The sequence below is a fragment of the Rhizobium sp. CF142 genome (assembly GCF_000281145.1).
Taxonomy (GTDB): domain Bacteria; phylum Pseudomonadota; class Alphaproteobacteria; order Rhizobiales; family Rhizobiaceae; genus Rhizobium.
Window position 1 is genome coordinate 1 of record NZ_AJWE01000128.1, and the last position, 21,030, is coordinate 21,030.

The following is a 21,030-nucleotide window of genomic DNA, read 5'->3' on the forward strand; positions in this document are numbered from 1 at the left end:
TCTCCCCGAGGGGAGAAGGGGGATGCGGCTTCTCTCACGGCTCCTCATAGTCCTATTCGTTATCTTCACGCCCCTGTCCGCCTTCGCCGTCAACCCGGACGAGATGCTCACCGACCCGGCCCTCGAAGCCCGCGCCCGAGCACTCTCGGCCGAACTGCGCTGCATGGTCTGCCAGAACCAGTCGATCGACGATTCCAATGCCGATCTCGCCAAGGACCTGCGCCTGCTGGTGCGCGAGCGCATCACCGATGGCGACAGTGACGAGCAGGTGTTGAACTACATCGTCTCGCGCTACGGGGAATTCGTGCTGCTGAAGCCGCGCTTCAGTGTGAGGACGCTGCTGCTCTGGGGTGCCCCCGTGCTGCTGATTCTTGCCGGCGGGGTTTCTCTCGTCGTCTTTGCCCGCAAGCGGGCCGGCAAACCCACCGGCAGCAAACTCACAGCAGAAGAGCAGGCCAGGCTCGCCGAGTTGCTCAATCCGACACCGCGACTTTGACGGAGGTCAAGGTCAGTTCGTCCAAGCCATCCTACTCTCATGGCACCAGATGTTTCCGGAAAGGGAGGTGCACACATGCAGGCCAAGGACATTATGACGAGCAACGTGGTTTCGATCAGCCCTGCGGCAGGGATCCGCCATGCCGTTGCGGTGATGATGCAAAACAACATCAGCGGGCTGCCTGTCGTTGACGACGAAGGGCGGATCTGCGGAATTCTGACCGAAGGCGACCTGCTGCTGCGGCGCGAGATCCGGCATGCGCCGCGTACCGCGCGTAACGCGGAAATCACGTCCGATGTCGATCTCGACCGATACATTCGCGGCAACGGCTGGTCCGTCAGAGATATCATGTCACGCGACGTCATCGTCGCCAGCCCCGACAGCGAGGTTTCGGATATTGCCGAAAGCCTCGAGGTCCATCGCATCAAGCGTATTCCGGTCGTCGACGTCGGACGGCTCGTCGGGATCGTCAGCCGGCGCGATATCCTCGCTTTGATCGCGGACGCAACGCCGCTCAGGTTACCGCGCGAGGACGACGCGATCCTTCTGGCGGTTCGAGCACGCCTGAAATACGATCTCGGCCTGACGCCGCAAAGGATCAGCGTCTCCGTCCATAACGGGCAGATCACGCTCGAAGGAAATGTGGAGACCGAATTGCAGCGCCGTGCAGTACTGGCGCTCGTCGAGAATCTCGGATCGGGAAGCTGCCTCGATCGGTTGCAGCTTGCTGCAGATTGAGATCCGGAAAAGCGGTCGCAACAGGCTTAAGTCCAAGCCACTGATCCAGTCGCAGGCCAGGGGCTTCCGGTCAGCCGCCGGCAGCCAATGCCTTGTCGAGTGCAGGACCAATGCCTGCCGACAGGGCCTTGTCGTCGAGCGGGCCGACCTGCTTGAACAGGATCCGGCCGTCGCGGTCGATGACGAAGGTCTCCGGCACGCCGTAGACACCCCAATCGATCGCCTCCCTTCCGGTCGGATCGACCCCGATGGCAGCATAGGGGTTTCCGTTGTCGCGCAAGAAGACGGCGGCCTCCTCGGCATTGTCCTTGTAATTGATGCCCATCAGCTTGACGCGCGGGTCCTTCGACAGCCGCATGAGCGCGGCATGTTCCTGCCGGCAGGGATTGCACCAGGACGCGAACACGTTGACGATCGTGACCTGGCCGGTAAGCCCGCCATCTTGAAGTCCGGGAGACTGTAACCCGGCAAGCGGCGGCAGATCGATCGCGGGATGTGTCTGACCGATCAGTGCGGAAGGGAGGACGGAGGGCGAATATCCTTCCATCGCCTGCCGATAAAGCGTGCGCCCGGCGGCTCCGGCGATGGTTGCAAAAACGAGCAGCGGCACGGCGGCCAAGACATAGTGCCGCATTTAGCGAACCTCGCGACGAGCGCGATGCTTGATCTTCGCAACCGCCTCGACCTGCCGGCGATAGATGCGGCCATGAAACCAGGTCGTGACGCTGATGACGATCATGACGGAGAATGCGACCATATAGGCTGCCAGCACATATTCCTGATGTGTCATTTCAATTCTCCCTTTGTGTTGCGGCCCGTGCGGCCAAGCGGTGATGCGACATGAGTTTCCGCCGCCAGATTTCGTTCCTGATCGAAGCCATGTGGAGGGTGAAAAAGAGTGCCGTGAAGGCCAGGCCCATGGTCAGGAGCGGGCGAAGGAATTCGATGTCCAGAGCGGGGCCATCCAGCCTGAGCACGCTTGCCGGCTGATGCAATGTGTTCCACCAGTCGACCGAGAACTTGATGATCGGAATGTTGACGAAGCCCACGAGAATGAGAACCGCTGTGACACGAGCGGCGCGCGTCGGTTCGTCGATTGCGCGGTTGATCGCCAATAGCCCGAGATACATCAGGAAAAGCACGAACATCGATGTCAGGCGCGCGTCCCACACCCACCAGGTTCCCCACATCGGCTTGCCCCAGATCGCGCCCGTCACGAGCGACACGAAGGTAAAGGCAGCGCCGATTGGCACAGCGGCACGCGCGGCGACATCGGCAAGCGGGTGGCGCCATACCAGGGAGCCAATGGCGTTTGCGGTCATCACCGTATAACAGAGCATTGCCATCCATGCCGCCGGGACATGGACATACATGATCCTGACGGTCTCACCCTGCTGGTAATCGCCATCGGAGGCGAAACTCAGATAAAGGCCTATGACGAAACAGAGGGCAGTGACTATCGAAAGTCCAGGCAAGGCCCGATCGGCCAGTTCCAGGAATCTGGCGGGCTGCGCAAGCCCGGTGATGTTGTCTTTGATGCGTCCGACATAGGTCATGGCCCGCTCTAGCGTCCAACGCCGTCAGATTAATTGACCCGGATCAAACTGCGACCATTGGTGCTGCATGCACCCCTCACTTCGCTCTCGGTCGCGGCAACGCTCCGGCGGAACCGACCGGTAATTGATCGCGGTCAAAGACGATCGCCGCGCCAATGCCAAAAAGGAGGCATTCCAATCCAGGAGACCCTCGCCTTGATGATTGCCGCGCACGACCGACCCGCCACTCCTCCCGCCGAAGCGATTGCAGGCTCCCGACCGCGGTCCGAAAAGAAAAAACCGGTCGTCTCCGGTCTTGTCCGGCTGCTGCCCCTGCTGCGACCACATCGGAGCTTGCTCTCATGTGCTCTGGTTTCGCTCGTGGCTGCGGCTCTGATTTCGCTTGCGCTGCCGATGGCGGTCCGTCGGATGATCGATCACGGGTTCGGCCAGTCAGACGATGGCTTCGTCAATAGCTATTTCCTGATGCTTCTCGCTCTTGCCGTCGGGCTCGCCATAGCAAGCGCCTGCCGGTATTATTTTGTCACCACGCTTGGCGAGCGCATCGTCAGCGACCTGCGCGTGAAAACCTTCCGGAACGTGACGCGTCTGCCGGCGCGCTTTTTTGACGCCAACAAATCCGGCGACATTGCATCCCGGCTGACGGCGGACGCTGCGCAGATCAAGTCCGCATTGAACCTCGCCGCATCGGTAGCCCTGCGTAATTCGTTGCTGTGCCTCGGCGCGCTGGTGATGATGTTCGTGACGAGCCCGGGACTTTCCGCCATCACATTGGGTGCCATCCCCCTCGTGGTCGCGCCGCTCGTCCTTTTCGGTCGCTCGGTTCGCAGAAAATCGCGTGCGGCCCAGGACGCTCTTGCGAGCGCATCCGCTTTCGCCAGCGAGATGATTGCCGGAAGCCGGACAGTGCAGGCCTTCAACGGGGAGGGAGTGGCCGGCGACAGATATGCTGATGATGTCGAGGCGTCCTATCGCAGCGCCGTCTTTGCCGCCCGCTCTCGCGCGCTCCTGACCGCCGTCGCCATCGCCCTCATTTTTGGAAGCGTCGTCGGGGTTCTCTGGATCGGTGCTCACAACCTGCTTTCCGGAACGCTGTCGGCGGGAAGCCTCAGCCAGTTCCTGCTCTATTCCGTCATTGCCGCTGGTTCACTGGGCTCGCTCTCGGAGGTCTGGGGTGAACTGGCGCAGGCAGCAGGCTCGGCCGAACGTCTTTTCGAACTGCTTGATGAAGATGCCGGCGAGAGTGAACCGGCCTCGCATGCTCCGCTCAGCCAGCCGGCAAGAGGCGCAATCGAAATCAGGGACCTGCATTTTGCCTATCCCGGAGCTCCGGACAGGCAAGTCCTCACAGGCCTGTCGATGAGCATCCGACCCGGCGAAACAGTCGCACTGGTCGGCGCTTCCGGTTCGGGCAAGAGCACGGTCTTTTCGCTCCTGCTCGGTTTCTACAAGGATTATTCCGGCGACATTTCGCTCGATGGCTGCGACGTGCGCACGACCGCTACCGCTGCGGTTCGAGGGGAAATTGCCATCGTGCCGCAGGACGTGACCATCTTCGCGACGAGTATCGCAGAAAATATCAGTCTCGGACGACCCGATGCGTCGCAGGACGAGATTGCGGCGGCAGCCACGACGGGGAGGGCACACGGGTTCATTTCCGAACTGCCGGACGGCTATCGGACCGTGGTCGGCGAGCGTGGTCTTACCTTATCGGGCGGCCAGCGGCAAAGACTTGCGATCGCACGCGCCGTCCTGAAGAACGCGCCGATCCTTCTGCTGGATGAGGCCACGGCATCTCTCGATGCAGAAAACGAAATGCTCGTGCAAAAGGGGCTCGACGAATTGATGTGCAATCGCACGACGATCGTGATTGCGCATCGGCTTGCCACGGTGCTCAAGGCGGATCGAATTCTGGTGGTCGACGGCGGCCGGGTGATAGAGGAGGGCCCACATGCCGCGCTGATCCGCAAGGGCGGCGCATATTCCAAGCTTGCCGAACTGCAGTTCGATCTCTCGGGGTCTGCAGCTTTGGAGCATGACGCGGCGTGAGCGTTGTCACAATCGACCGCCCTGTCTGGGCGGCATCGTGGGCGAGCTCATTCATTCTCGACCCGGGTCATCTTCGCTCGCTATGGAAGCCTTCTATCCGAATACCTGGAGAGGTCTCGCGACGCCTCCGACCGATTCGAAATCGAACATCTTTTGCGTTACCAACGCTGCGGCGCCGCGTGCCCACGAATTGTCTTCCCAATCGGGAAGAATGGGGGGTGGCATCCTGAAGGTTCTAAGTGCCAGCGCTTCTTGCAGAGGCGCCAGGAAATGTTCGCCGAGTGAGACAGCTTCTCCGCCCGCCACGACCACTTCCGGATCCGTCACATTGACGAGGTTGGCGAGAGCCGTTCCGATACCGCGCCCCGCATCCTCGACGATCCGGACAGCCGTCGGATCTTCTGCAGCAAGCGCCTGACGCAGCTCAGGCGTGCCCAGATCCTGGCCCCCCCCATTCGCCTCGCGCCAACGCCGCACCATCGAAGCCTCGGAATGGTAGGCCATCAGGCAGCCGCGCTTGCCGCATTCGCAGAGGCGGCCGTTTTCCTCATAGAGCGTGTGTCCGAACTTGCCGGCTGCACCGTTGGCGCCGCGATAGAGCTTGCCCTCGATGACGAGGGCGCAGCTGATACCGACGCCGACCGCCAGCACCGCCATGTTGCGATGCTGGCGGCCGAGGCCAAACAACTGCTGTGCGATGGCATAGGCATTGGTATCGTCCTCGAGCCAGACGGGAACATTCGCACGATTGGCGAGAAGGGATGCCAGCGGGACGTTGTCCCAATTGAAGCGGTGGCTTCTGATGCACATCGTTTGCTCATGGTTGATAACGCCCGGCATCGATATGCCGATGCCTGTAAGCTTGGCATGTGTGCGTCCCGCAAGTCCGACGAGTCTGGGCACCGTTACGGCCAGCAGATCTGCGACATCATCCGGCGCCTTGCTGGGCATCGGAATCCTGATGGCGGCGAGGGGGCTCGTCGCGAGGTCGGTCGCGACGCATTCCACTGTGTCGGCCATGAGCTTGAAGCCGATCGCCAGCCCGTGCCCATAGTTGATTTCTACGGGGATTGGCCGACGACCGGTGAAGCTTGAAACCGCCTCTCCCTCCGTGACGATGCCTTCCTCCACGAGATCACCGACGACGAAGGTGACGGCGGCGGGACTGAGCTGTGTGATCGTTGCCAATTCGGCACGGCTCTTCGGCCCTTCCTGCCTCAGCAGGTTCAAGATCAGACGGCGGTTCATGGCCCTGGCAGTCGTCTGGTCACCTTTGAGCTTCACGACCGAGTTCCTTTATTTTGTAAATAAACTATTGCGACGCTTCCTGATTTATGCATAAGTTTGCCTGGTCGATCAACTCGGAATGTGGAGATCGACACGTTGAATGCCCGGCGTCCCCGTTGTGGAGGACGGCCGCCGGGACGTGTTGATCTGCTCAACTGGGAGGAATTCAATGGCATTTTCCAAGCATTTTTCGTCGACCACGCGCCGCACCTTTCTAAAGGGCGCAGGCATGGCATCTGCGGCCGCGGTTGTAGGCGGCTTCCCGATCCCGGCAATTGCCCAGGCCCAGGAAGTCAACGTGATCTCAGCCGAAAGCAACGGCAAGGCGCTCGAAGCGCTGAAGAAGATCGCCGAGGACTTCGGCAAGCAGGCCGGTACGAAGGTCGTCATCAACAATATGGACCACGAGGCCCACAAGACGGCGATCCGCAATTATCTGACGGCAGGTGCGCCGGATGTCTGCTTCTGGTTCTCGGGCAACCGCATGCGGGCCTTCGTCAAGCGAGGCTTGTTCGACGACATCTCGGACCTGTTCGAGAAGGAGAAGTACAAGGATGTTCTCGGCGCAAGTACGGGCGCAGTTACGGTCGACAACAAGCAGTACGGTCTGCCCACTGGCGGCACGCTCTGGGGCATGTTCTACCGGAAGGATGTCTTCGATCAGAACGGCCTGACGGTGCCGACGACATCTGAGGAATTCTCGGCCTACTGCGACAAGGCCAAGGCGGCCGGGTTGACGCCGGTCGCCATAGGCACGAAGGAGCTCTGGCCGGCCGCCGGCTGGTTCGACCAGATGAATCTTCGCATCAATGGGCTCGACAAGCATATGGCGTTGATGGACGGGCAGATGAGCTATCTCGACCCGGCCCTGACACCGGTCTTCGATCAGTGGGAAGCCATGATCAAGAAGGAGGTCTTCACCCCGAATCATACGTCCTTCGGCTGGCAGGAGGCGGCAGCCCTGCTCGCCCAGAAGAAGGCCGGAATGATGAATCTCGGCGCCTTCCTTCGCTCAGCATTCACGGAAGCAGACCTGCCGCAACTGACCTTCGCACCGTTCCCGACCCTCGATGCCAACATTCCCCGGTTCGAGGAATTCTCGCTGAACTCTGTCCACATCCCGACGAACGGCAAGAACAAGCAGGGTGCGCGCGAATTCCTCGCCTATTTCTACAAGCCGGAGAATCTCGCGACCTACCTGGAGCCTGGCGGCAACGTGCCGCCGCGCAGCGACCTGCCGCCCAGCAAGGATCCGCTGGTCAATGCCGCGGTCGAATCCTTGAAGCAGGTCAAGGGAACCTCGCAATATTACGACCGCGACAGCGATCCGGATATGGCGCAGGCAGGCCTTGTGGGCTTCCAGGAGTTCATGGCCAAACCCGACCGTCGCCAGGCGATCCTGCAGCGCCTCGAAGGCACTCGCAAGCGTATCTACAAGATCTAGTTCTCCTCCCGGCGACCGGGGAGCGGAACTGCGGTTCCGCTCCTTCAATCCTCCACGAGGTTCTGGACAATGTTGATGTTATGGCGCCGCCAGCGTTGGTGGCTCACCCCGACTATGCTTATCGCTCCGGCCATCATCCTGTTCTTCACCGTCATCCTGCTGTCGGCCGTCCGAAGCCTGTGGATCAGTCTCCACGACTGGGACGGAATGGGTCCGATGACGTGGATCGGGCTTGGAAATTATGTCGAGCTCTACAACGATCCGCAGTTCTACACGTCGCTGAAGAACAATCTGATCTGGCTGATAATGTTCATGGCCGCGCCACCGCTCGGGCTGGCGATTGCTTTGCTCGTCAATCAGAAGATCCGCGGCATGCGCCTTTTGAAGTCGCTGTTCTTCATTCCGCTGGTGCTCGCCTCCGTCACCGTCGGCGTTGTCTTCACCTGGGTATATACGCCGGAATTCGGGCTCCTCGCGCTGATCTTCAAGGCATTCGGAGCGACAGCGCCGGCCGTGCTTTCGGACGAGCATTTCGTCACTTTCGCGATCGTGATCGCGGCACTCTGGCCGCAGATCACCTTCTGCATGGTGCTCTATCTCGCCGGTCTCAACAACCTGAGCGAGGAGCTTATCGGCGCCGGGCGTGTCGATGGCGCAAAGGGATGGAACATGCTCTGGCACATCGTTCTACCGCAGCTGACGCAGGTCACCTTCATTGCCATTGCTGTGACCGTCGTCGGTGCACTCCGATCCTTCGACATGGTGTCCGTGATGACGCGCGGCGGACCGTTCGGTTCCTCGTCGGTGCTCGCCTACCAGATGTTCGAGCAGTCCATCTTCTCTTATCGCTTCGGATATGGCGCGGCGATCGCATCGGTCCTGTTCGTGATCATGGGGCTTTTCATCGTCTGGTATCTGTCGCGGATCATCCGCACCGAAGAAAGGGGCGGCTGATGTATCCTCGTCCAATTCCCGAGACGGCCGTCTGGCATCGCCGCTTCTATTTCCTGGCTGTGCTTGTCGTCCTTCTCCTGTGGCTCTGCCCGCTCTTCGCAATCATCCTGACCTCGTTTCGATCGACCGCGGACGTGATGGGTGGAAACCTCTGGGGATGGCCGACCGAGTTCGGCCTCGTCGACAACTACACCGCCGTCTTCACCCAGACGCCGATGGCGCAATATTTCCTGAACAGTCTGACGATCACGATCCCTTCGGTGATCGGCGTCCTGATTTTAAGCACGCTGTCCGGCTTCGTTCTGTCGAGATACCGGTTTCCGGGAAACATGCTGATTTTCGCGCTGTTCGTCGGCGGCAACTTCCTTCCTCACCAGATCATGATGATCCCGGTGCGCGACCTGATGGTGCGGCTCGACCTGATCGATACGACAACGGCGCTGATCATCTTCCATGTGGCGTTCCAGACCGGCTTTGCGACGCTCTTCATGCGCAACTTCATCGCAGCCCTGCCTGACGAATTGTTCCAGGCGGCAAGGGCCGAGGGAGCCTCTCCTTTCCAGACACTCATTCATGTCGCGGTTCCTCTCGTCCGGCCGGCGCTGGCAGCACTCGCCATCCTCCTCTTCACCTTCATCTGGAACGATTACTTCTGGGCGGTCGTCCTGACGGTGAGCGATTCCGTCAAGCCGGTGACCGCCGGTCTTGCCAACCTGCGTGGTGAATGGGTCTCGGCCTGGAACCTCATCTCGGCCGGAACGATCGTCGTCGCCGTTCCGCCCGTCGTGATGTTCTTCCTGATGCAGCGACACTTCATCGCCGGCCTGACGATGGGAGCGGTCAAAGGATGAACATCCTCAGGAATCCGGAAATCAGATCTTCAAAAGCAGAGAGCCAGGAAGCATGACCAGCCTCGAACTGCGACAGATAAACAAGAACTACGGCGCCTACCACGCATTGCGAGGGATCGATCTCTCGGTGGAGGAGGGCGAGTTCATCGTCATGGTCGGTCCGTCCGGCTGTGGCAAGTCGACCCTGCTCAAGACCATCGCGGGTCTTGAAGGCATTACCTCGGGTCAGATCCTCATCAACGGGCGCGACGTCAGCCGTGAGGAGCCGGGTGACCGTGGCATCGCGATGGTATTCCAGTCCTATGCCCTCTATCCGCACATGACGGTCGCCGAAAACATGGGCTTCGGCCTTCGCATGGCGAAAAGGCCGAAGGCAGAGATCAATGCGGCGGTTGCGCGCGCCGCCAGAATTCTGCGCATTACCGATCAGCTCGAAAAGCGGCCGAAGCAACTGTCGGGCGGCCAGCGCCAGCGCGTCGCGATCGGCCGTGCGATCACTCGCTCGCCGGATGTCTTCCTGTTCGACGAACCGCTGTCGAACCTCGATGCGGCATTGCGCACGCAAATGCGGGTCGAGCTGTCCAGCCTGCATTCCGAGCTCGGTGCGACCATGGTCTACGTGACCCACGATCAGGTCGAGGCTATGACCATGGCAAGCCGCATCGTCGTCTTGAACCAGGGCGTTATCGAACAGGTCGGATCGCCGCTCGAACTCTATCGCAATCCCGACAACCTGTTCGTGGCGGGATTCCTCGGCGCTCCGAGAATGAATTTCCTGTCCGTCACCGTGGACGAGGTCTCGGGTCATCAGGTCAGGGTTTCCGCGCCGGGACTGGCACCTACAACGGTCGAACTCTTAAGCCCCGCGGCGCTTCAGATGGGGACGAGCCTCACGCTCGGCGTGCGGCCGGAGAACATCTCCGTGATCGCGGATGGAGCAGAGAGCGGCGCAGTGCACGGCATCGTCCGCCTGGTCGAGCATCTTGGCCGTGAAACGATCCTCTATGTCGACGCCGGCGATCTCAGGACCGTCGCATCGGAAAGCGGAACCGGAAACATCACGATCCAGCTCAGCTACGTCGCTCCATTCAAGGCCGGCCAGCCCGTGACGCTCAAGCTCGACGCTGCCGAACTCTATCTCTTCGCGCCTGACGGGGGCCGCACGATCAGCGCCCGCAAGGCAATCATCGACAAATAGGTATCAGGATAGACGCCCGTGTCTGAAAACAAGTCAGCAAAAATCTCCGCCTGGAATCCGGTCAAGACCGACCGCTTTCTCGTTGGCGCTCCGCACTATCCCGAACATGTCGACGAGAGTTACTGGGAGCGCGACGCCGAACGCATGGCCAAAGCAGGCTTCAATGTCGTCAGGATGGCGGAATTTGCCTGGCATATTCTTGAACCTGAGCTCGGACGCTTTGATTTCGACCTGTTCGACAGGGCGATCGCCATCCTCGGAAAGCATGGCATCGACACGATCATGTGCACCCCGACGGCCACACCGCCGCGCTGGCTGACCGTCGCGCATCCCGAGATCTTGCGGGTGGATGGCAAGGGCCGGTCTATGAGCCATGGCTCGCGCCAGCACTGCGACACCGCAAGTCCGGTGTTTCGGGAGCATAGCCGGCGCATCACGAAAGCGATGGCCGAGCAATATCGTGACAATCCACGCGTCGTCGGCTGGCAGACCGACAACGAACTCAACACCAGCATGCCGGAGAGCTTTTCAAAGGCGACGCTGAGTGAGTTTCAGGCCTTCGTTGCCGAGAAGTACCGTACGATCGACAAGCTCAACCATGCCTGGGGAGGAGATTTCTGGGCGACCGCTTACCAGAGCTTCGATCAGGTGGTGCTGCCAATCGATTTCGGACCAACCTTTCCGAGCCCGGGCCATGTGCAGGACTACCATCGCTTCCTGGCCTTCTCGACGGCCCGTTTCCAGCATGACCAGGTCGAGATTCTGCGCGCCGTCAAACCGTCCTGGTTCGTCTTCCACAATCTGGGCGGCCTGCGGGATATCGACTTCCGCGGACAGTTCACCACCGATCTCGATTTCGTCGGCTATGATATCTATCCGATGCTCTACGACGAATTCCAGCGCATCGGCAATCACGCCAAGGTCCAGGCGCTTCATCTCGATATCTGCCGGGGCTTTTCCGGCAATTATATCGTGCCCGAACAGCAGTCGAGCTTCGGCAGCCAGCCAGGCTTCTGCACGTTGACGCCGGAGCCAGGGGAAATGCGCCGAATGGCGATGTCCTCCGTTGCGCGCGGTGCCGACGGGCTGATGTTCTTCCGTTGGCGGCCTGCCCATTTCGGCGCCGAGATCTACTGGATGGGGATCATCGATCACGACGACGTCCCGCGCCATCGCTACGACGAGGCGAAGCGTTTCGCCACCGAGATGACGGCGCTGCAGGACAGGATCCTCGGTACTTATGTGCGCATGGATGTCGGCATTGCCGGATCGGATTTCGACAATCAGGAGGCTCACAAGACCTATTCGATCGGCCTGCCAAGCCCACAGGACGACGCCGTCCTGCTGCATCAGTATTGCTACGACCGGGGCATTGCCTGCGGGTTCATTCATCCCGAAGACGATCTCTCGAAGCTGAAGCTTCTCTACGTGCCGCACTGGGTCATGTGGAAGGACGAATGGACGGAGCGACTGAAGTCGTTCGCCGAAGAGGGCGGCGCGGTGGTGTTCGGCGCGCGGACGGGGACGCGCGACGAGAACAATCACGTGATCAGGGAGACGGCGCCGGGAACGTCGCTTTCGAAGCTGACGGGCGTGCGGGTGGAAGATTTCGGCCGGCTTGCGGCACCTGGCGCCAAGGGCCTGTTTGAGGTCATGGAGCGATCCGGCGGTCTGGTCGTGCCGCCGAACAGGCCGGCGGAATCCCACCGGCGCGAGCGCCGCTTCAAGATCGGCAATCGTGAACTGACCGCCGGATATTTCTACGAAAACCTGAGCGTCGACGATGATGTCGAGGCGATCGCCATCTGGTCGAACCGTTACGCCGACGGAAGGCCGATGGCGACATCCAGAAAGATCGGTAAGGGTCGCGTCGTCTATCTCGGCACCTATCTCACGCCCGACCTTACGGAGGCCCTGTCGGAGCGCCTGTTCGGGGATGCCGGGATCGAGCCGCTGGTCGCCGATTTGCCCGAGGGTGTCGAGGTGACGATGCGCATGAACGAGGATCGCCGCCTTCTCTTCATCCAGAACTACACGGACAAGCCCGCCACGATTGCTCGGGTTCCCGCCGGCGCCAATCTTCTGGACGCAGGCAAGCCGGTGGACGGTGCGCTCGCGCTCGAAGGTTACGGCTGCGCCGTCGTGCAGCTCTCCTGAAACACACCGCGGTCGAAAACGCCGTTGGCTCGACAGGCTTAGGAAAACGATATGACCGATACGGATAGAATTCGCTGGGGCATCCTTGGCCCTGGCCGGATTGCGGACGATTTCTTCGCGGGCGTTGCTCAATCAAGAACTGGCCGCGTGGAGGCGATCGCCACCCGCGAGCCGGAACGGTCGGGCCTGGCCGAGCGCTTTCCGGGCGCGCGAATCCTTCGCGGCTACGACGCTCTTCTGGCGGACAAAGAGATCGACGCCGTCTACATTTCGACGCCACACCCGACTCACGCAGAATGGGCGATCAAGGCGGCGAAGGCCGGAAAGCACGTGTTGTGCGAGAAGCCGATCGGCCTTTCGGCAGCCGAGGCCGAAGCCATGCAAGCCGCTGCACGTGCGGCCGGGACCTTCCTCGGCGAAGCCTACATGTACCGATTGCATCCCCTGACGCTGAGGCTGATCGAGCTTCTGAAGGAAAAGGCGATCGGCGATGTCCGCATGGTCAAGTCGAGCTTCGGTTTTGCCAAGCCATTCGAAGAAGATCACAGGCTGTTTGCAAACGATCTCGCGGGTGGCGGTATCCTAGACGTCGGTGGGTATCCGGTTTCGATGGCGCGGCTGATCGCCGGCATCGGCCAGCCGAACGACCTTATCGAGCCCGACCAAGTATTCGGCGTCGGACATCTCGGCTCGACGGGCGTCGACGAATGGAGCGCTGCCATCCTGCGCTTCCCGAATGGCATCGTTGCCGAAGTCGCCTGCTCGGTGTCACTTGCGCAGGACAACGTCCTTCGCATCTTCGGCACGGCCGGTTCGATCGAGATCGATCATTTCTGGTTCGCCGCGGGTAAGCAAGGCGGTACCGCCGTCATCAGGCTGTTCGACGCCGCCGGAAATCGAAAGGAAATCACCGTCGAAGAGCCTCGTCACGTCTACAGCTTCGAGGTTGACGCTGCAGGAGAGGCGGTCAAGGCTGGGCGGGTCGAGTTTGCCTACCCCGGCATGACGGCCCTCGACACGCTTGGCAATCTCAAGGTGATGGACAAGTGGCGCGCCGGCATCGGGCTGGAATACGCCCTTGAGACACCCGCCGTTCGGACGAGGACGCTGACCGGCGAGAGGCTCCGGCGAAAGGATGTGATTGTGCCGCGCGGCCATATTCCCGGCATCGAGAAGGAAAGCTCGATGCTGGCACTCGGCATGATGCTGTTTTCAACTTTTCCGGCCGCCTCGATCGTTCTTGACGAATTCTTCGAAGCCGGCGGCAATCTCATCGACTCGGCCTTCCAGTATGGGGGAGGAACGCAGGACCGGCTCATCGGCGAATGGGTCCGCAGCCGTGGCGTCAGGAGCGATGTGGTGATCATCGAGAAGGGCGCGCATTCGCCACTCTGCTATCCCGACGTCATCGCCAAGCAACTGACGGTAAGCCTCGAGCGGATGCAGACCGACTATGTCGATGTCTACTTCATGCATCGCGACAATCCCGACATACCGGTCGGTGAATTCGTCGACGCCATGGATGCGGAAGTCAGGGCGGGTCGCATCCGTGGGCCAATCGGTGGATCGAACTGGACCCGCGAGCGCATGGATCAAGCGATCGACTATGCCGAACGCACCGGCAAGACGAGGCCTAGCGTCCTTTCCAACAACTTCTCACTCGCGGAGATGGTCGATCCCGTCTGGCCAGGATGCATCGCTTCGTCGAATGCTGCCTGGAAAAGCTGGCTGAAGGAGCGGAAGGTGGTCAATTTTGCCTGGTCCAGCCAGGCGCGCGGTTTCTTCACCGATAGGGCGGGGCGGGAGAAACTGTCGGATCGCGATCTGGTCCGTGCCTGGTATTCCGAACTGAATTTCCAGCGAAAGGCGCGGGCGGAAGAGCTTGGTCGTCGCCTCGGCAAGGATCCGATCCAGATCGCACTCGCGTATGTCCTGCACCAACCCTGGCCGGTCATTCCACTGATCGGTCCGGCGAGCCTTGCGGAGCTTCGCCATAGTCTGGCGGCCTCCGCCATCAGGCTTTCACCCGAAGAGGTGCGGTGGCTCGAGAATGGCGAACGGGCTTGATCGAAAATAGAATCCAGCATCGCTTCCGGTCGTCAGCCAAAAGGATTGCATGGTGCCAGACGTGTTCGTCTGGGGCGGCTGGCAGGGTACGAGCCGGAACAATCTGCTGCTATCGTCAAGAAACTCCTCGAAGGGAGAACTTCTGGCTGTTCGGATGTGAGCCAGCTTGACAAGCGTGCTCGTCGATGAGAACAAAGAGCGAACCAACGGGAAGGTCACCATTCATGATACGTTTCGCGCCGAAGATAGAGCAGGACGCTGCCCCAGTAATCAAAATTGCAAAGCCGAACGCCAAGATACGATCCGAGATCGAGCCATCGGACACTTCCACTACGACCGTTGAGAACGAAACCAACAAGATAGGCAGCCAGGCTGCCACGACGATATCAGGACCTGCGGGGCCTGCCGCAAAACTCCTTGAGTTATCAGCGGAGCTTCCTGCGAAAGGCAGAAAGACGGGTTCCAGGAAGCGCAAAGAGGTAACAAGCCCCAAGCCGCTCGAAGTCAGCAACCGGGGTCACGATCAAAGCGTTGGCGATTTGCTGCTCGACCTCTGACAATAGGCTTCGAGCACCATGCCGAAGAGCTTTCGTGCGATTTATAATCCTCCTCGGATTTTTCAGGGCTCACGCCGCTTCCGTAGAATGACCCGCGATCAATTCCATCTCGCAAAGCTCATCGATAGTCTGGCGCCGGCGGATGAGCCGGGAGTTCTCTCCGTCCATGAGATATTCGGCAGCATGAAGCCGGCTGTTGTAGTTGGACGACATTGACGCGCCATAGGCACCCGTTCCGTGGAAAACGAGCAAATCGCCGACCTCGGCAGGAGGGAGCGCCCGCGTTTCGACCACGCCATCCGCCCCTTGCGTGAATACGTCTCCCGATTCGCAGAGCGGGCCTGCTACGACAGTAGGACGTAGCTCGGATGGGCTGAGGCTTCGACCATCGTGCGGCAGCACCGAGATCTCATGATAGCTGCCATAGAGGGCGGGGCGCATCAAGTCGTTGAAACCTGCATCAACGAGGGTGAAGTGATTTCTGCCAACCTGCTTCGTTGCGCGGACCTCGGCCAGCAGCACACCGGCTTCTGCTACAAGGAAGCGCCCCGGCTCGATCTCCAGGCGCACGGCGTGGCCGAGCCTGCTTTCTGCTTGCCTGCGCACGCTGTCCCACAAGCTGAAATAATGCGCAGTATCGATCGCCCTGTCCCCGTCGCGATAGGGAACTGACAGCCCACCCCCGGCAGAAATCGCCTCGACATCGTGATCGAGATCGCTCAGGAGACCGGTCATCGCATGACAGACCCGCTCGAGATGGCCGTAATCGACGCCGGAGCCGATATGCAGGTGAAGCCCGACGAGATGCAGGTGATAGCGGCGAACCAATTCGACAGCCTGGCTAAGCTCCGCATGCCAGATGCCATGCTTGCTGTTTTCGCCGCCCGTATTTGTCTTGTTGCTGTGGCCATGGCCGAAACCCGGATTGACGCGAAGCCAGACGCGGTGACCGGGCGACAGCTCCCCGAGCTGGTGCAGCATGTCGATGGAGCCGATATTCACCTCAACCTTGTCGTTGACGACGCGGCGCAAAGTCGGGCGGTCGAAAATATCGGCGGTGTAGACGATGCCCGCAGCACCTGAGAGGGTAGGGCCGGCGGAAAATCCGGCCCGCTGCGCGCGATCGATTTCGCCGAGCGACACGGAGTCCACAAGCACACCCGCCTCGCGCATGAGGGAAAGGATATGGATGTTGGAGCACGCCTTCTGCGCATAGCGGATCACATCGAACGCGCCGAGCTGCCTTATCCGATCGCGAATCGTCGGAGCGTCGTAGACCCATAAGGGCGTCCCATGCTGGTGAGCGAGAGGGGTGAGGTCATTGGCAGAGATGATGGGCATGGCGCTGGTTGTCCGTAGATGGCAGCCCTCCGAACCGAAGATCGTTTCAAGTTGGGCAATGGGGATTTCACGTACGGGTTGACCACGAAACCGGGCATATGAAAAATATCAATTTTTCTCAACTGTATTCAATTTTGATATGAGATGAGCATGGCCGTTACCCTTCGGCATATCGAGGTCTTCAGGGCTGTGATGACGACAGGCAGCGTCACGGACGCAGCCGCGATGCTGAGTACCTCCCAGCCGACGATCAGCCGGGAGCTGGCACGGTTCGAGCATCTCATTCAGATGAAGCTTTTTGAGCGCGTGCGCGGCCGTCTGCGCCCGACTGCGCACGCTCTGCAATTGTTCGAGGAAGTGCAGCGCGCCTATTTCGGGCTGGACCGGATCATCAGCACGGCGGCGTCGCTGCGCCAGTTCGAGCAGGGGCAGCTCTCCATCATATGCCTGCCGGTTTTTTCTCAATCGCTCCTGCCGCAGACCTGCCGGCATTTCATCGACCGGTTCCCGAGCGTGGGTATCAGTATCGTTCCGCAGGAGTCGCCTCTGCTGGAGGAATGGTTGTCGGCGCAACGCTATGACTTCGGACTGACGGAGGTCGATCATGTCCCGCAGGGTACGGAGGTAACCCCACTCCTGACGCTCGACGAGATTTGTGTGCTGCCGGACGCTCACCCGCTTCTTGAAAAGACCGTTCTCTCACCAGGTGATTTCGAGGGGCAATCCTTTGTCAGCTTGTCGGCGATGGATAGCTACCGGCGGCAGATCGATCAGATTTTTCGAAACGCCGGCATCAGGCGGCGCATGATCATCGAGACCCATAGCGCGGCATCCGTCTGTTCGATGGTGCGGGAGGGAATTGGTCTGGCTATCGTCAATCCCCTGACGGCCCTGGATTATGCCGGCCACGGCGTACATCTTCGCCGGCTATCGTTCTCGATCCCTTTTTCCGTCAACATCGTGCGCCCGATCCATCGGCCGCAGTCGCAGCTGGTCGAGGTTTTCGGGACCGAATTGGCCCGGCAAGCAAGGCTGATCGAAGCCGGCTTGCCACCCTCATTGATCCCTGATGACTTCGTGAAGGCGCATAAGATAGCGGCGTGTACCGATGCCCTGTCACACGTCATCAGTTCAGCACCGGTTCGCCAGCAGTGATGCGCTGCTCGCCCTCGTCGAACAGGTGGACGGCATCATGGAGCGGAGCAATCCGCAGCACGTCGCCGGGGGCTGCTCTGATCCGCTCCCGGAAGACGCAGCTGATCGTCTGCGTGCCAAGACGGGCAACCACCAATGTCTCGGACCCCGTCGGCTCGACAACGGCGGTTGTCACTTCGATGCCGTCGGGGTCGAGTGTGATGTGCTCAGGACGAATGCCGTAGGTGACGGCGCCGGACGGGCGCCGCTCGCTCGGCAGGATAAGCCCGTCTTCAGTTCGGAAACCTTCATTCGTCATGCTTCCCTTGACGAAATTCATGGCGGGAGAGCCGATGAAACCGGCGACGAACAGGTTGTTCGGGCGGTCGTAGAGTTCGAGCGGCGAGCCCGACTGTTCGATCAGGCCGTCCTTCATCACGACGATCTTGTCCGCCATCGTCATCGCCTCGATCTGGTCATGGGTGACATAGATCGTCGTGGTCTTCAGCCGCTGATGCAGCTCCTTGATCTCGGATCGCATCTGGACGCGGAGCTTGGCATCGAGGTTCGACAGGGGCTCGTCGAACAGAAAGACGGCGGGATCCCGGACGATCGCACGGCCCATGGCAACACGCTGCCGCTGGCCGCCTGACAACTGCTTCGGATAGCGCTCCAGGAGCGCCTCCAGGCCCAAGATCTTCGCGGCATTGCCAACGCGCCGATCGATCTCAGTCTTCGGCATACGCTTCAACCGCAGCGAGAAGCCCATATTCTTGGCGACCGTCATATGCGGATAGAGGGCGTAGTTCTGGAACACCATGGCGATGTCACGATCCTTCGGCGCCAGCTCGTTGACAATATGCTTGCCGATCTGGATCTCGCCCGAGCTGATATCCTCCAGACCGGCGATCATTCTGAGCAGGGTGGATTTGCCGCAACCCGAGGGGCCGACGAGGACGACGAACTCGCCGTCGCGGATATCGACCGACACGCCTTTGATGGCTTTGAATGCGCCATAATCCTTGCGCGCACTATTCACTCTAACATGGGCCATTTCCGTCCTCCCAGGTCGCTATCAAAGCTCGTCCAACACGCTTCTGAGGTAGGCGAGACCAAGGCGTTCGCCCTCTTTTCTGGCCGCGAGATCCTTACCCGGCCATCCGTAGGCGGCGTCCTCGTGCTCGATCGAAAGTGTGCCGTCGAAGCCGTTCGTCCGCGTCTGGCGCAGAAAGCGCGGCCAGTCGAGAAGGCCCTGGCCCGGCAACTTGTATTGCCACCAACCCTTGCCGTGATAGCCGACCGCCTGTTGCGTGGCCGCATCGATTGCGGTGTCCTTGGCGTGGAGAATGGCGATGCGATCCTTGACCGCGTCCATCGCGGCATAAGGATCCACGCCGATGCGGATGAGGTGCGACGGGTCGAATTCGAGACCGAAGCGCCGGTCGGGTATGCGCTTGAAGAGCTCCTGCCAGCCCTTCGGGGTGGTTCCGATGAAGTTGTCCTTAGGCCCCGGCCAGTTTTCGATCGCGAAGACGAGACCGCTCGACGTCGTCTTGGCAATCAACCGATTGGTGAATTCGGCAAAATCATCGTAGTTGGTCTCGTCGTTGGCATCGTCGTCGCGTCCGGGAAAGATTACGAAGATCGGCACGCCCGCTTCGCCGATCGCCTGGGCAAATTCCTCGGTACGGGCGCGAAGCTCGCCGCGCTTGTCGCTGTCGGCATCGAGCTGATTGCCGAAATAAGTGATCGAGGAGACGAAGAGATTATGGTCGCGTGCAAGTGCCACCGCAGCCTGTACCTTGTCCGGTGTCTTGATATGGCCGCCGACATCGATTTCGATTGCATCGAAACCGGCCGACGCTGCGAAATTCACCACTTCTTCTAGCGGCCGGTCGTTGAATGTCGACGTATAAAAACCAATCTTCATCAATATCCTCCCAGCGGCCTTGCCGGCTGTTTCAGTTGTTCAGGCGATCCATGAATTTGAGGGGCGAACGGGTGCGTTGAACGGCGTCAGCGGATGCCAGCATCAGCGCCGCCGCCATCGGCATCGCCGCAGCACCGAGCGCCGAAGCGTCCTCGCCGATCGAGGCACGATGCAGCGAAGGCAGAGTGTTGTCTCCGGCCGACAGATGTTCGTGAACGTAGCGGAGCAACTCGTCGATCATGCGGATCGGCAATCGGCCGCCGATGATGATGGCATCGGGATCGACGATCATGCCGATATGCTTGACCGCAACGGCAAGGTGAGCGCTCATTTCCTTCAGCCACTTCGACACCAGAGCCTTGCCACGTGCATCGAGTGTGAGAAGGTCCTGGGGCACGCTTGCATGGAGGCCATGTTCGCCAAGAAACTTGTAGAGAAAAAACATCGTCACCATCTCGCCGAGAAGATCGACTTTCGGCGCGGTCTTGTCCCGGTCGTCGGCAATCGGCAGCCATCCGATTTCGCCGCTCAGCGCCATGGCGCCGCGATGGCCGTTGCCGTCGAGAACGAGCCCTCCGCCGAGACAGGCGTTGATGGCGATATAAAAGAAGCTGCGGCTTTCCGCCCCGAGACCATAGTCAAGCTCGGCAAGGGCGGCCGCATTGGTCTCATTTTCGATGAAGACCGGATGCTGCGTCAGGTTTTCTATTGCTGCGCGTACGTCGAATTCCATCCATTCCGAATAATCGTCGGGCATGCCGAGGAAGGGGATCTCTCCGAGCCAGTCGGGCATGGCGAGCCCGATGCCGGCCAGGTGGGCATCGTCGATGAGGCGGCTTCGCTGGAAATGCGATATCGCATCGGCCGTCAGCTGCATGAACTCGGCCGGACGCACATAGCGTTTTTCGTGGTGGACCCGGGCACGCACGTTGCCGACGGCATCCACAGCGACAATCGTCAGGTGATCGCGATCGATGTTGATCCCGATCGCGAAGAATGCGTCGGGATTGATCTCGAGCTCGATTGCCGGTTGCCCCCTCAGACCATGCCGCCGGCGAGCTTCGATGATCAGGCCCTCGTCGAGCAGACGATCGACGATCCTGGCGATCGCTGGCTTTGTGAAACCTGTCTGCCGGGCAATCTCGGCGCGCGAAATCGGCGCCTGCCGATGAACGCAACGCAGCACGACGGCCCTGTTGTGCTCGCCCGCATCCTCGACATTGGCCCCCGTCAGATCGGGGGACAGTCTGGCGCCGTTCATCTGGTTCATG

The 21,030-nt window shown here is 60.5% G+C and carries 19 protein-coding genes; 11 read left to right on the forward strand and 8 right to left on the reverse strand.

What is annotated here, in order from left to right:
- The first annotated feature begins 22 nt into the window (after positions 1-22).
- Positions 23-496, forward strand: a complete 474-nt coding sequence (locus PMI11_RS32135; protein ID WP_007825878.1) for a cytochrome c-type biogenesis protein — start codon at positions 23-25, stop codon at positions 494-496.
- A 75-nt stretch (positions 497-571) separates the two neighbouring features.
- On the forward strand, positions 572-1,234 hold the full coding sequence (locus PMI11_RS32140; protein WP_007825880.1) for a CBS domain-containing protein: 663 nt from the start codon (positions 572-574) through the stop codon (positions 1,232-1,234).
- Positions 1,235-1,304: 70 nt separating this feature from the next.
- Here PMI11_RS32140 and PMI11_RS32145 read toward each other — a convergent pair whose 3' ends face one another.
- Genes PMI11_RS32145 through PMI11_RS32155 form a run of 3 tightly spaced genes read right to left on the reverse strand, consistent with a single transcriptional unit; the run spans position 1,305 to position 2,790 of the window.
- Positions 1,305-1,868, reverse strand: coding sequence for a DsbE family thiol:disulfide interchange protein (locus PMI11_RS32145; protein ID WP_007825882.1), 564 nt, complete (start codon positions 1,866-1,868; stop codon positions 1,305-1,307).
- A complete protein-coding gene (locus PMI11_RS36920) occupies positions 1,869-2,024 on the reverse strand; it encodes a hypothetical protein (RefSeq protein WP_007825883.1) in 156 nt (51 codons plus the stop codon).
- Between the two features lies 1 nt (position 2,025).
- Positions 2,026-2,790 carry a heme ABC transporter permease gene (locus PMI11_RS32155; RefSeq protein ID WP_007825886.1) on the reverse strand — a complete coding sequence of 255 codons (765 nt, stop codon included), beginning with the start codon at positions 2,788-2,790 and terminating at the stop codon, positions 2,026-2,028.
- Positions 2,791-2,988: 198 nt separating this feature from the next.
- Between PMI11_RS32155 and PMI11_RS32160 the strand changes: the two genes are divergently transcribed.
- The gene (locus PMI11_RS32160; protein WP_007825887.1) at positions 2,989-4,839 is read left to right on the forward strand and encodes an ABC transporter transmembrane domain-containing protein; all 1,851 of its coding nucleotides are present in this window, start codon (positions 2,989-2,991) and stop codon (positions 4,837-4,839) included.
- A gap of 93 nt (positions 4,840-4,932) precedes the next feature.
- On the opposite strand, the gene PMI11_RS32165 is transcribed toward PMI11_RS32160, so the two are convergent.
- Positions 4,933-6,123: an ROK family transcriptional regulator gene (locus PMI11_RS32165; RefSeq protein ID WP_007825888.1), complete on the reverse strand. Its 1,191-nt coding sequence runs from the start codon at positions 6,121-6,123 to the stop codon at positions 4,933-4,935.
- Positions 6,124-6,295: 172 nt separating this feature from the next.
- On the opposite strand from PMI11_RS32165, the gene PMI11_RS32170 reads away from it, so the two are divergent.
- From PMI11_RS32170 to PMI11_RS32200, 7 genes are all read left to right on the forward strand, one after another.
- Positions 6,296-7,570: an ABC transporter substrate-binding protein gene (locus PMI11_RS32170; protein WP_007825889.1), complete on the forward strand. Its 1,275-nt coding sequence runs from the start codon at positions 6,296-6,298 to the stop codon at positions 7,568-7,570.
- Positions 7,571-7,639: 69 nt separating this feature from the next.
- Positions 7,640-8,524 (forward strand): carbohydrate ABC transporter permease, encoded by an 885-nt coding sequence (locus PMI11_RS32175; protein WP_007825890.1) that lies wholly within the window; start codon positions 7,640-7,642, stop codon positions 8,522-8,524.
- The gene (locus tag PMI11_RS32180; protein ID WP_007825891.1) at positions 8,524-9,375 is read left to right on the forward strand and encodes a carbohydrate ABC transporter permease; all 852 of its coding nucleotides are present in this window, start codon (positions 8,524-8,526) and stop codon (positions 9,373-9,375) included. The genes PMI11_RS32175 and PMI11_RS32180 overlap by 1 nt, the downstream gene beginning before the upstream one ends.
- 52 nt (positions 9,376-9,427) lie before the next feature.
- Positions 9,428-10,573 carry an ABC transporter ATP-binding protein gene (locus PMI11_RS32185; protein ID WP_007825892.1) on the forward strand — a complete coding sequence of 382 codons (1,146 nt, stop codon included), beginning with the start codon at positions 9,428-9,430 and terminating at the stop codon, positions 10,571-10,573.
- 18 nt (positions 10,574-10,591) lie between these two features.
- Positions 10,592-12,730, forward strand: coding sequence for a beta-galactosidase (locus tag PMI11_RS32190; protein WP_007825894.1), 2,139 nt, complete (start codon positions 10,592-10,594; stop codon positions 12,728-12,730).
- Positions 12,731-12,781: 51 nt separating this feature from the next.
- Positions 12,782-14,797, forward strand: coding sequence for an aldo/keto reductase (locus PMI11_RS32195; protein ID WP_007825895.1), 2,016 nt, complete (start codon positions 12,782-12,784; stop codon positions 14,795-14,797).
- A 224-nt stretch (positions 14,798-15,021) separates the two neighbouring features.
- The gene (locus tag PMI11_RS32200) at positions 15,022-15,354 is read left to right on the forward strand and encodes a hypothetical protein (protein WP_007825896.1); all 333 of its coding nucleotides are present in this window, start codon (positions 15,022-15,024) and stop codon (positions 15,352-15,354) included.
- Between the two features lie 69 nt (positions 15,355-15,423).
- Here PMI11_RS32200 and lysA read toward each other — a convergent pair whose 3' ends face one another.
- Positions 15,424-16,695: a diaminopimelate decarboxylase gene (gene lysA, locus PMI11_RS32205; RefSeq protein ID WP_007825897.1), complete on the reverse strand. Its 1,272-nt coding sequence runs from the start codon at positions 16,693-16,695 to the stop codon at positions 15,424-15,426.
- A 150-nt stretch (positions 16,696-16,845) separates the two neighbouring features.
- On the opposite strand from lysA, the gene PMI11_RS32210 reads away from it, so the two are divergent.
- Positions 16,846-17,850, forward strand: a complete 1,005-nt coding sequence (locus PMI11_RS32210; RefSeq protein WP_007825899.1) for a LysR family transcriptional regulator — start codon at positions 16,846-16,848, stop codon at positions 17,848-17,850.
- Here the strand turns inward: PMI11_RS32210 and ugpC are convergent.
- The 3 genes from ugpC to PMI11_RS32225 are packed head-to-tail and all read right to left on the reverse strand — an operon-like array spanning position 17,822 to position 21,029.
- On the reverse strand, positions 17,822-18,883 hold the full coding sequence (ugpC, locus tag PMI11_RS32215; protein ID WP_007825905.1) for an ABC transporter ATP-binding protein: 1,062 nt from the start codon (positions 18,881-18,883) through the stop codon (positions 17,822-17,824). The genes PMI11_RS32210 and ugpC overlap by 29 nt on opposite strands.
- Positions 18,884-18,904: 21 nt before the next feature.
- On the reverse strand, positions 18,905-19,759 hold the full coding sequence (locus PMI11_RS32220; RefSeq protein ID WP_007825907.1) for a sugar phosphate isomerase/epimerase family protein: 855 nt from the start codon (positions 19,757-19,759) through the stop codon (positions 18,905-18,907).
- A 31-nt stretch (positions 19,760-19,790) separates the two neighbouring features.
- Positions 19,791-21,029, reverse strand: a complete 1,239-nt coding sequence (locus PMI11_RS32225; protein ID WP_007825909.1) for an ROK family transcriptional regulator — start codon at positions 21,027-21,029, stop codon at positions 19,791-19,793.
- Position 21,030 lies beyond the last annotated feature (1 nt).

Coding starts and splice junctions, on each gene's coding strand:
- PMI11_RS32155 (WP_007825886.1), bottom strand. CDS start 2,790: ATGACCTATGTCGGACGCATCAAAGACAACATCACCGGGCTTGCGCAG.
- PMI11_RS36920 (WP_007825883.1), bottom strand. CDS start 2,024: ATGACACATCAGGAATATGTGCTGGCAGCCTATATGGTCGCATTCTCC.
- ugpC (WP_007825905.1), bottom strand. CDS start 18,883: ATGGCCCATGTTAGAGTGAATAGTGCGCGCAAGGATTATGGCGCATTC.
- PMI11_RS32200 (WP_007825896.1), top strand. CDS start 15,022: ATGATACGTTTCGCGCCGAAGATAGAGCAGGACGCTGCCCCAGTAATC.
- PMI11_RS32175 (WP_007825890.1), top strand. CDS start 7,640: ATGTTGATGTTATGGCGCCGCCAGCGTTGGTGGCTCACCCCGACTATG.
- PMI11_RS32220 (WP_007825907.1), bottom strand. CDS start 19,759: ATGAAGATTGGTTTTTATACGTCGACATTCAACGACCGGCCGCTAGAA.
- PMI11_RS32225 (WP_007825909.1), bottom strand. CDS start 21,029: ATGAACCAGATGAACGGCGCCAGACTGTCCCCCGATCTGACGGGGGCC.
- PMI11_RS32185 (WP_007825892.1), top strand. CDS start 9,428: ATGACCAGCCTCGAACTGCGACAGATAAACAAGAACTACGGCGCCTAC.
- lysA (WP_007825897.1), bottom strand. CDS start 16,695: ATGCCCATCATCTCTGCCAATGACCTCACCCCTCTCGCTCACCAGCAT.
- PMI11_RS32135 (WP_007825878.1), top strand. CDS start 23: ATGCGGCTTCTCTCACGGCTCCTCATAGTCCTATTCGTTATCTTCACG.
- PMI11_RS32180 (WP_007825891.1), top strand. CDS start 8,524: ATGTATCCTCGTCCAATTCCCGAGACGGCCGTCTGGCATCGCCGCTTC.
- PMI11_RS32160 (WP_007825887.1), top strand. CDS start 2,989: ATGATTGCCGCGCACGACCGACCCGCCACTCCTCCCGCCGAAGCGATT.
- PMI11_RS32145 (WP_007825882.1), bottom strand. CDS start 1,868: ATGCGGCACTATGTCTTGGCCGCCGTGCCGCTGCTCGTTTTTGCAACC.
- PMI11_RS32195 (WP_007825895.1), top strand. CDS start 12,782: ATGACCGATACGGATAGAATTCGCTGGGGCATCCTTGGCCCTGGCCGG.
- PMI11_RS32140 (WP_007825880.1), top strand. CDS start 572: ATGCAGGCCAAGGACATTATGACGAGCAACGTGGTTTCGATCAGCCCT.
- PMI11_RS32170 (WP_007825889.1), top strand. CDS start 6,296: ATGGCATTTTCCAAGCATTTTTCGTCGACCACGCGCCGCACCTTTCTA.
- PMI11_RS32210 (WP_007825899.1), top strand. CDS start 16,846: ATGGCCGTTACCCTTCGGCATATCGAGGTCTTCAGGGCTGTGATGACG.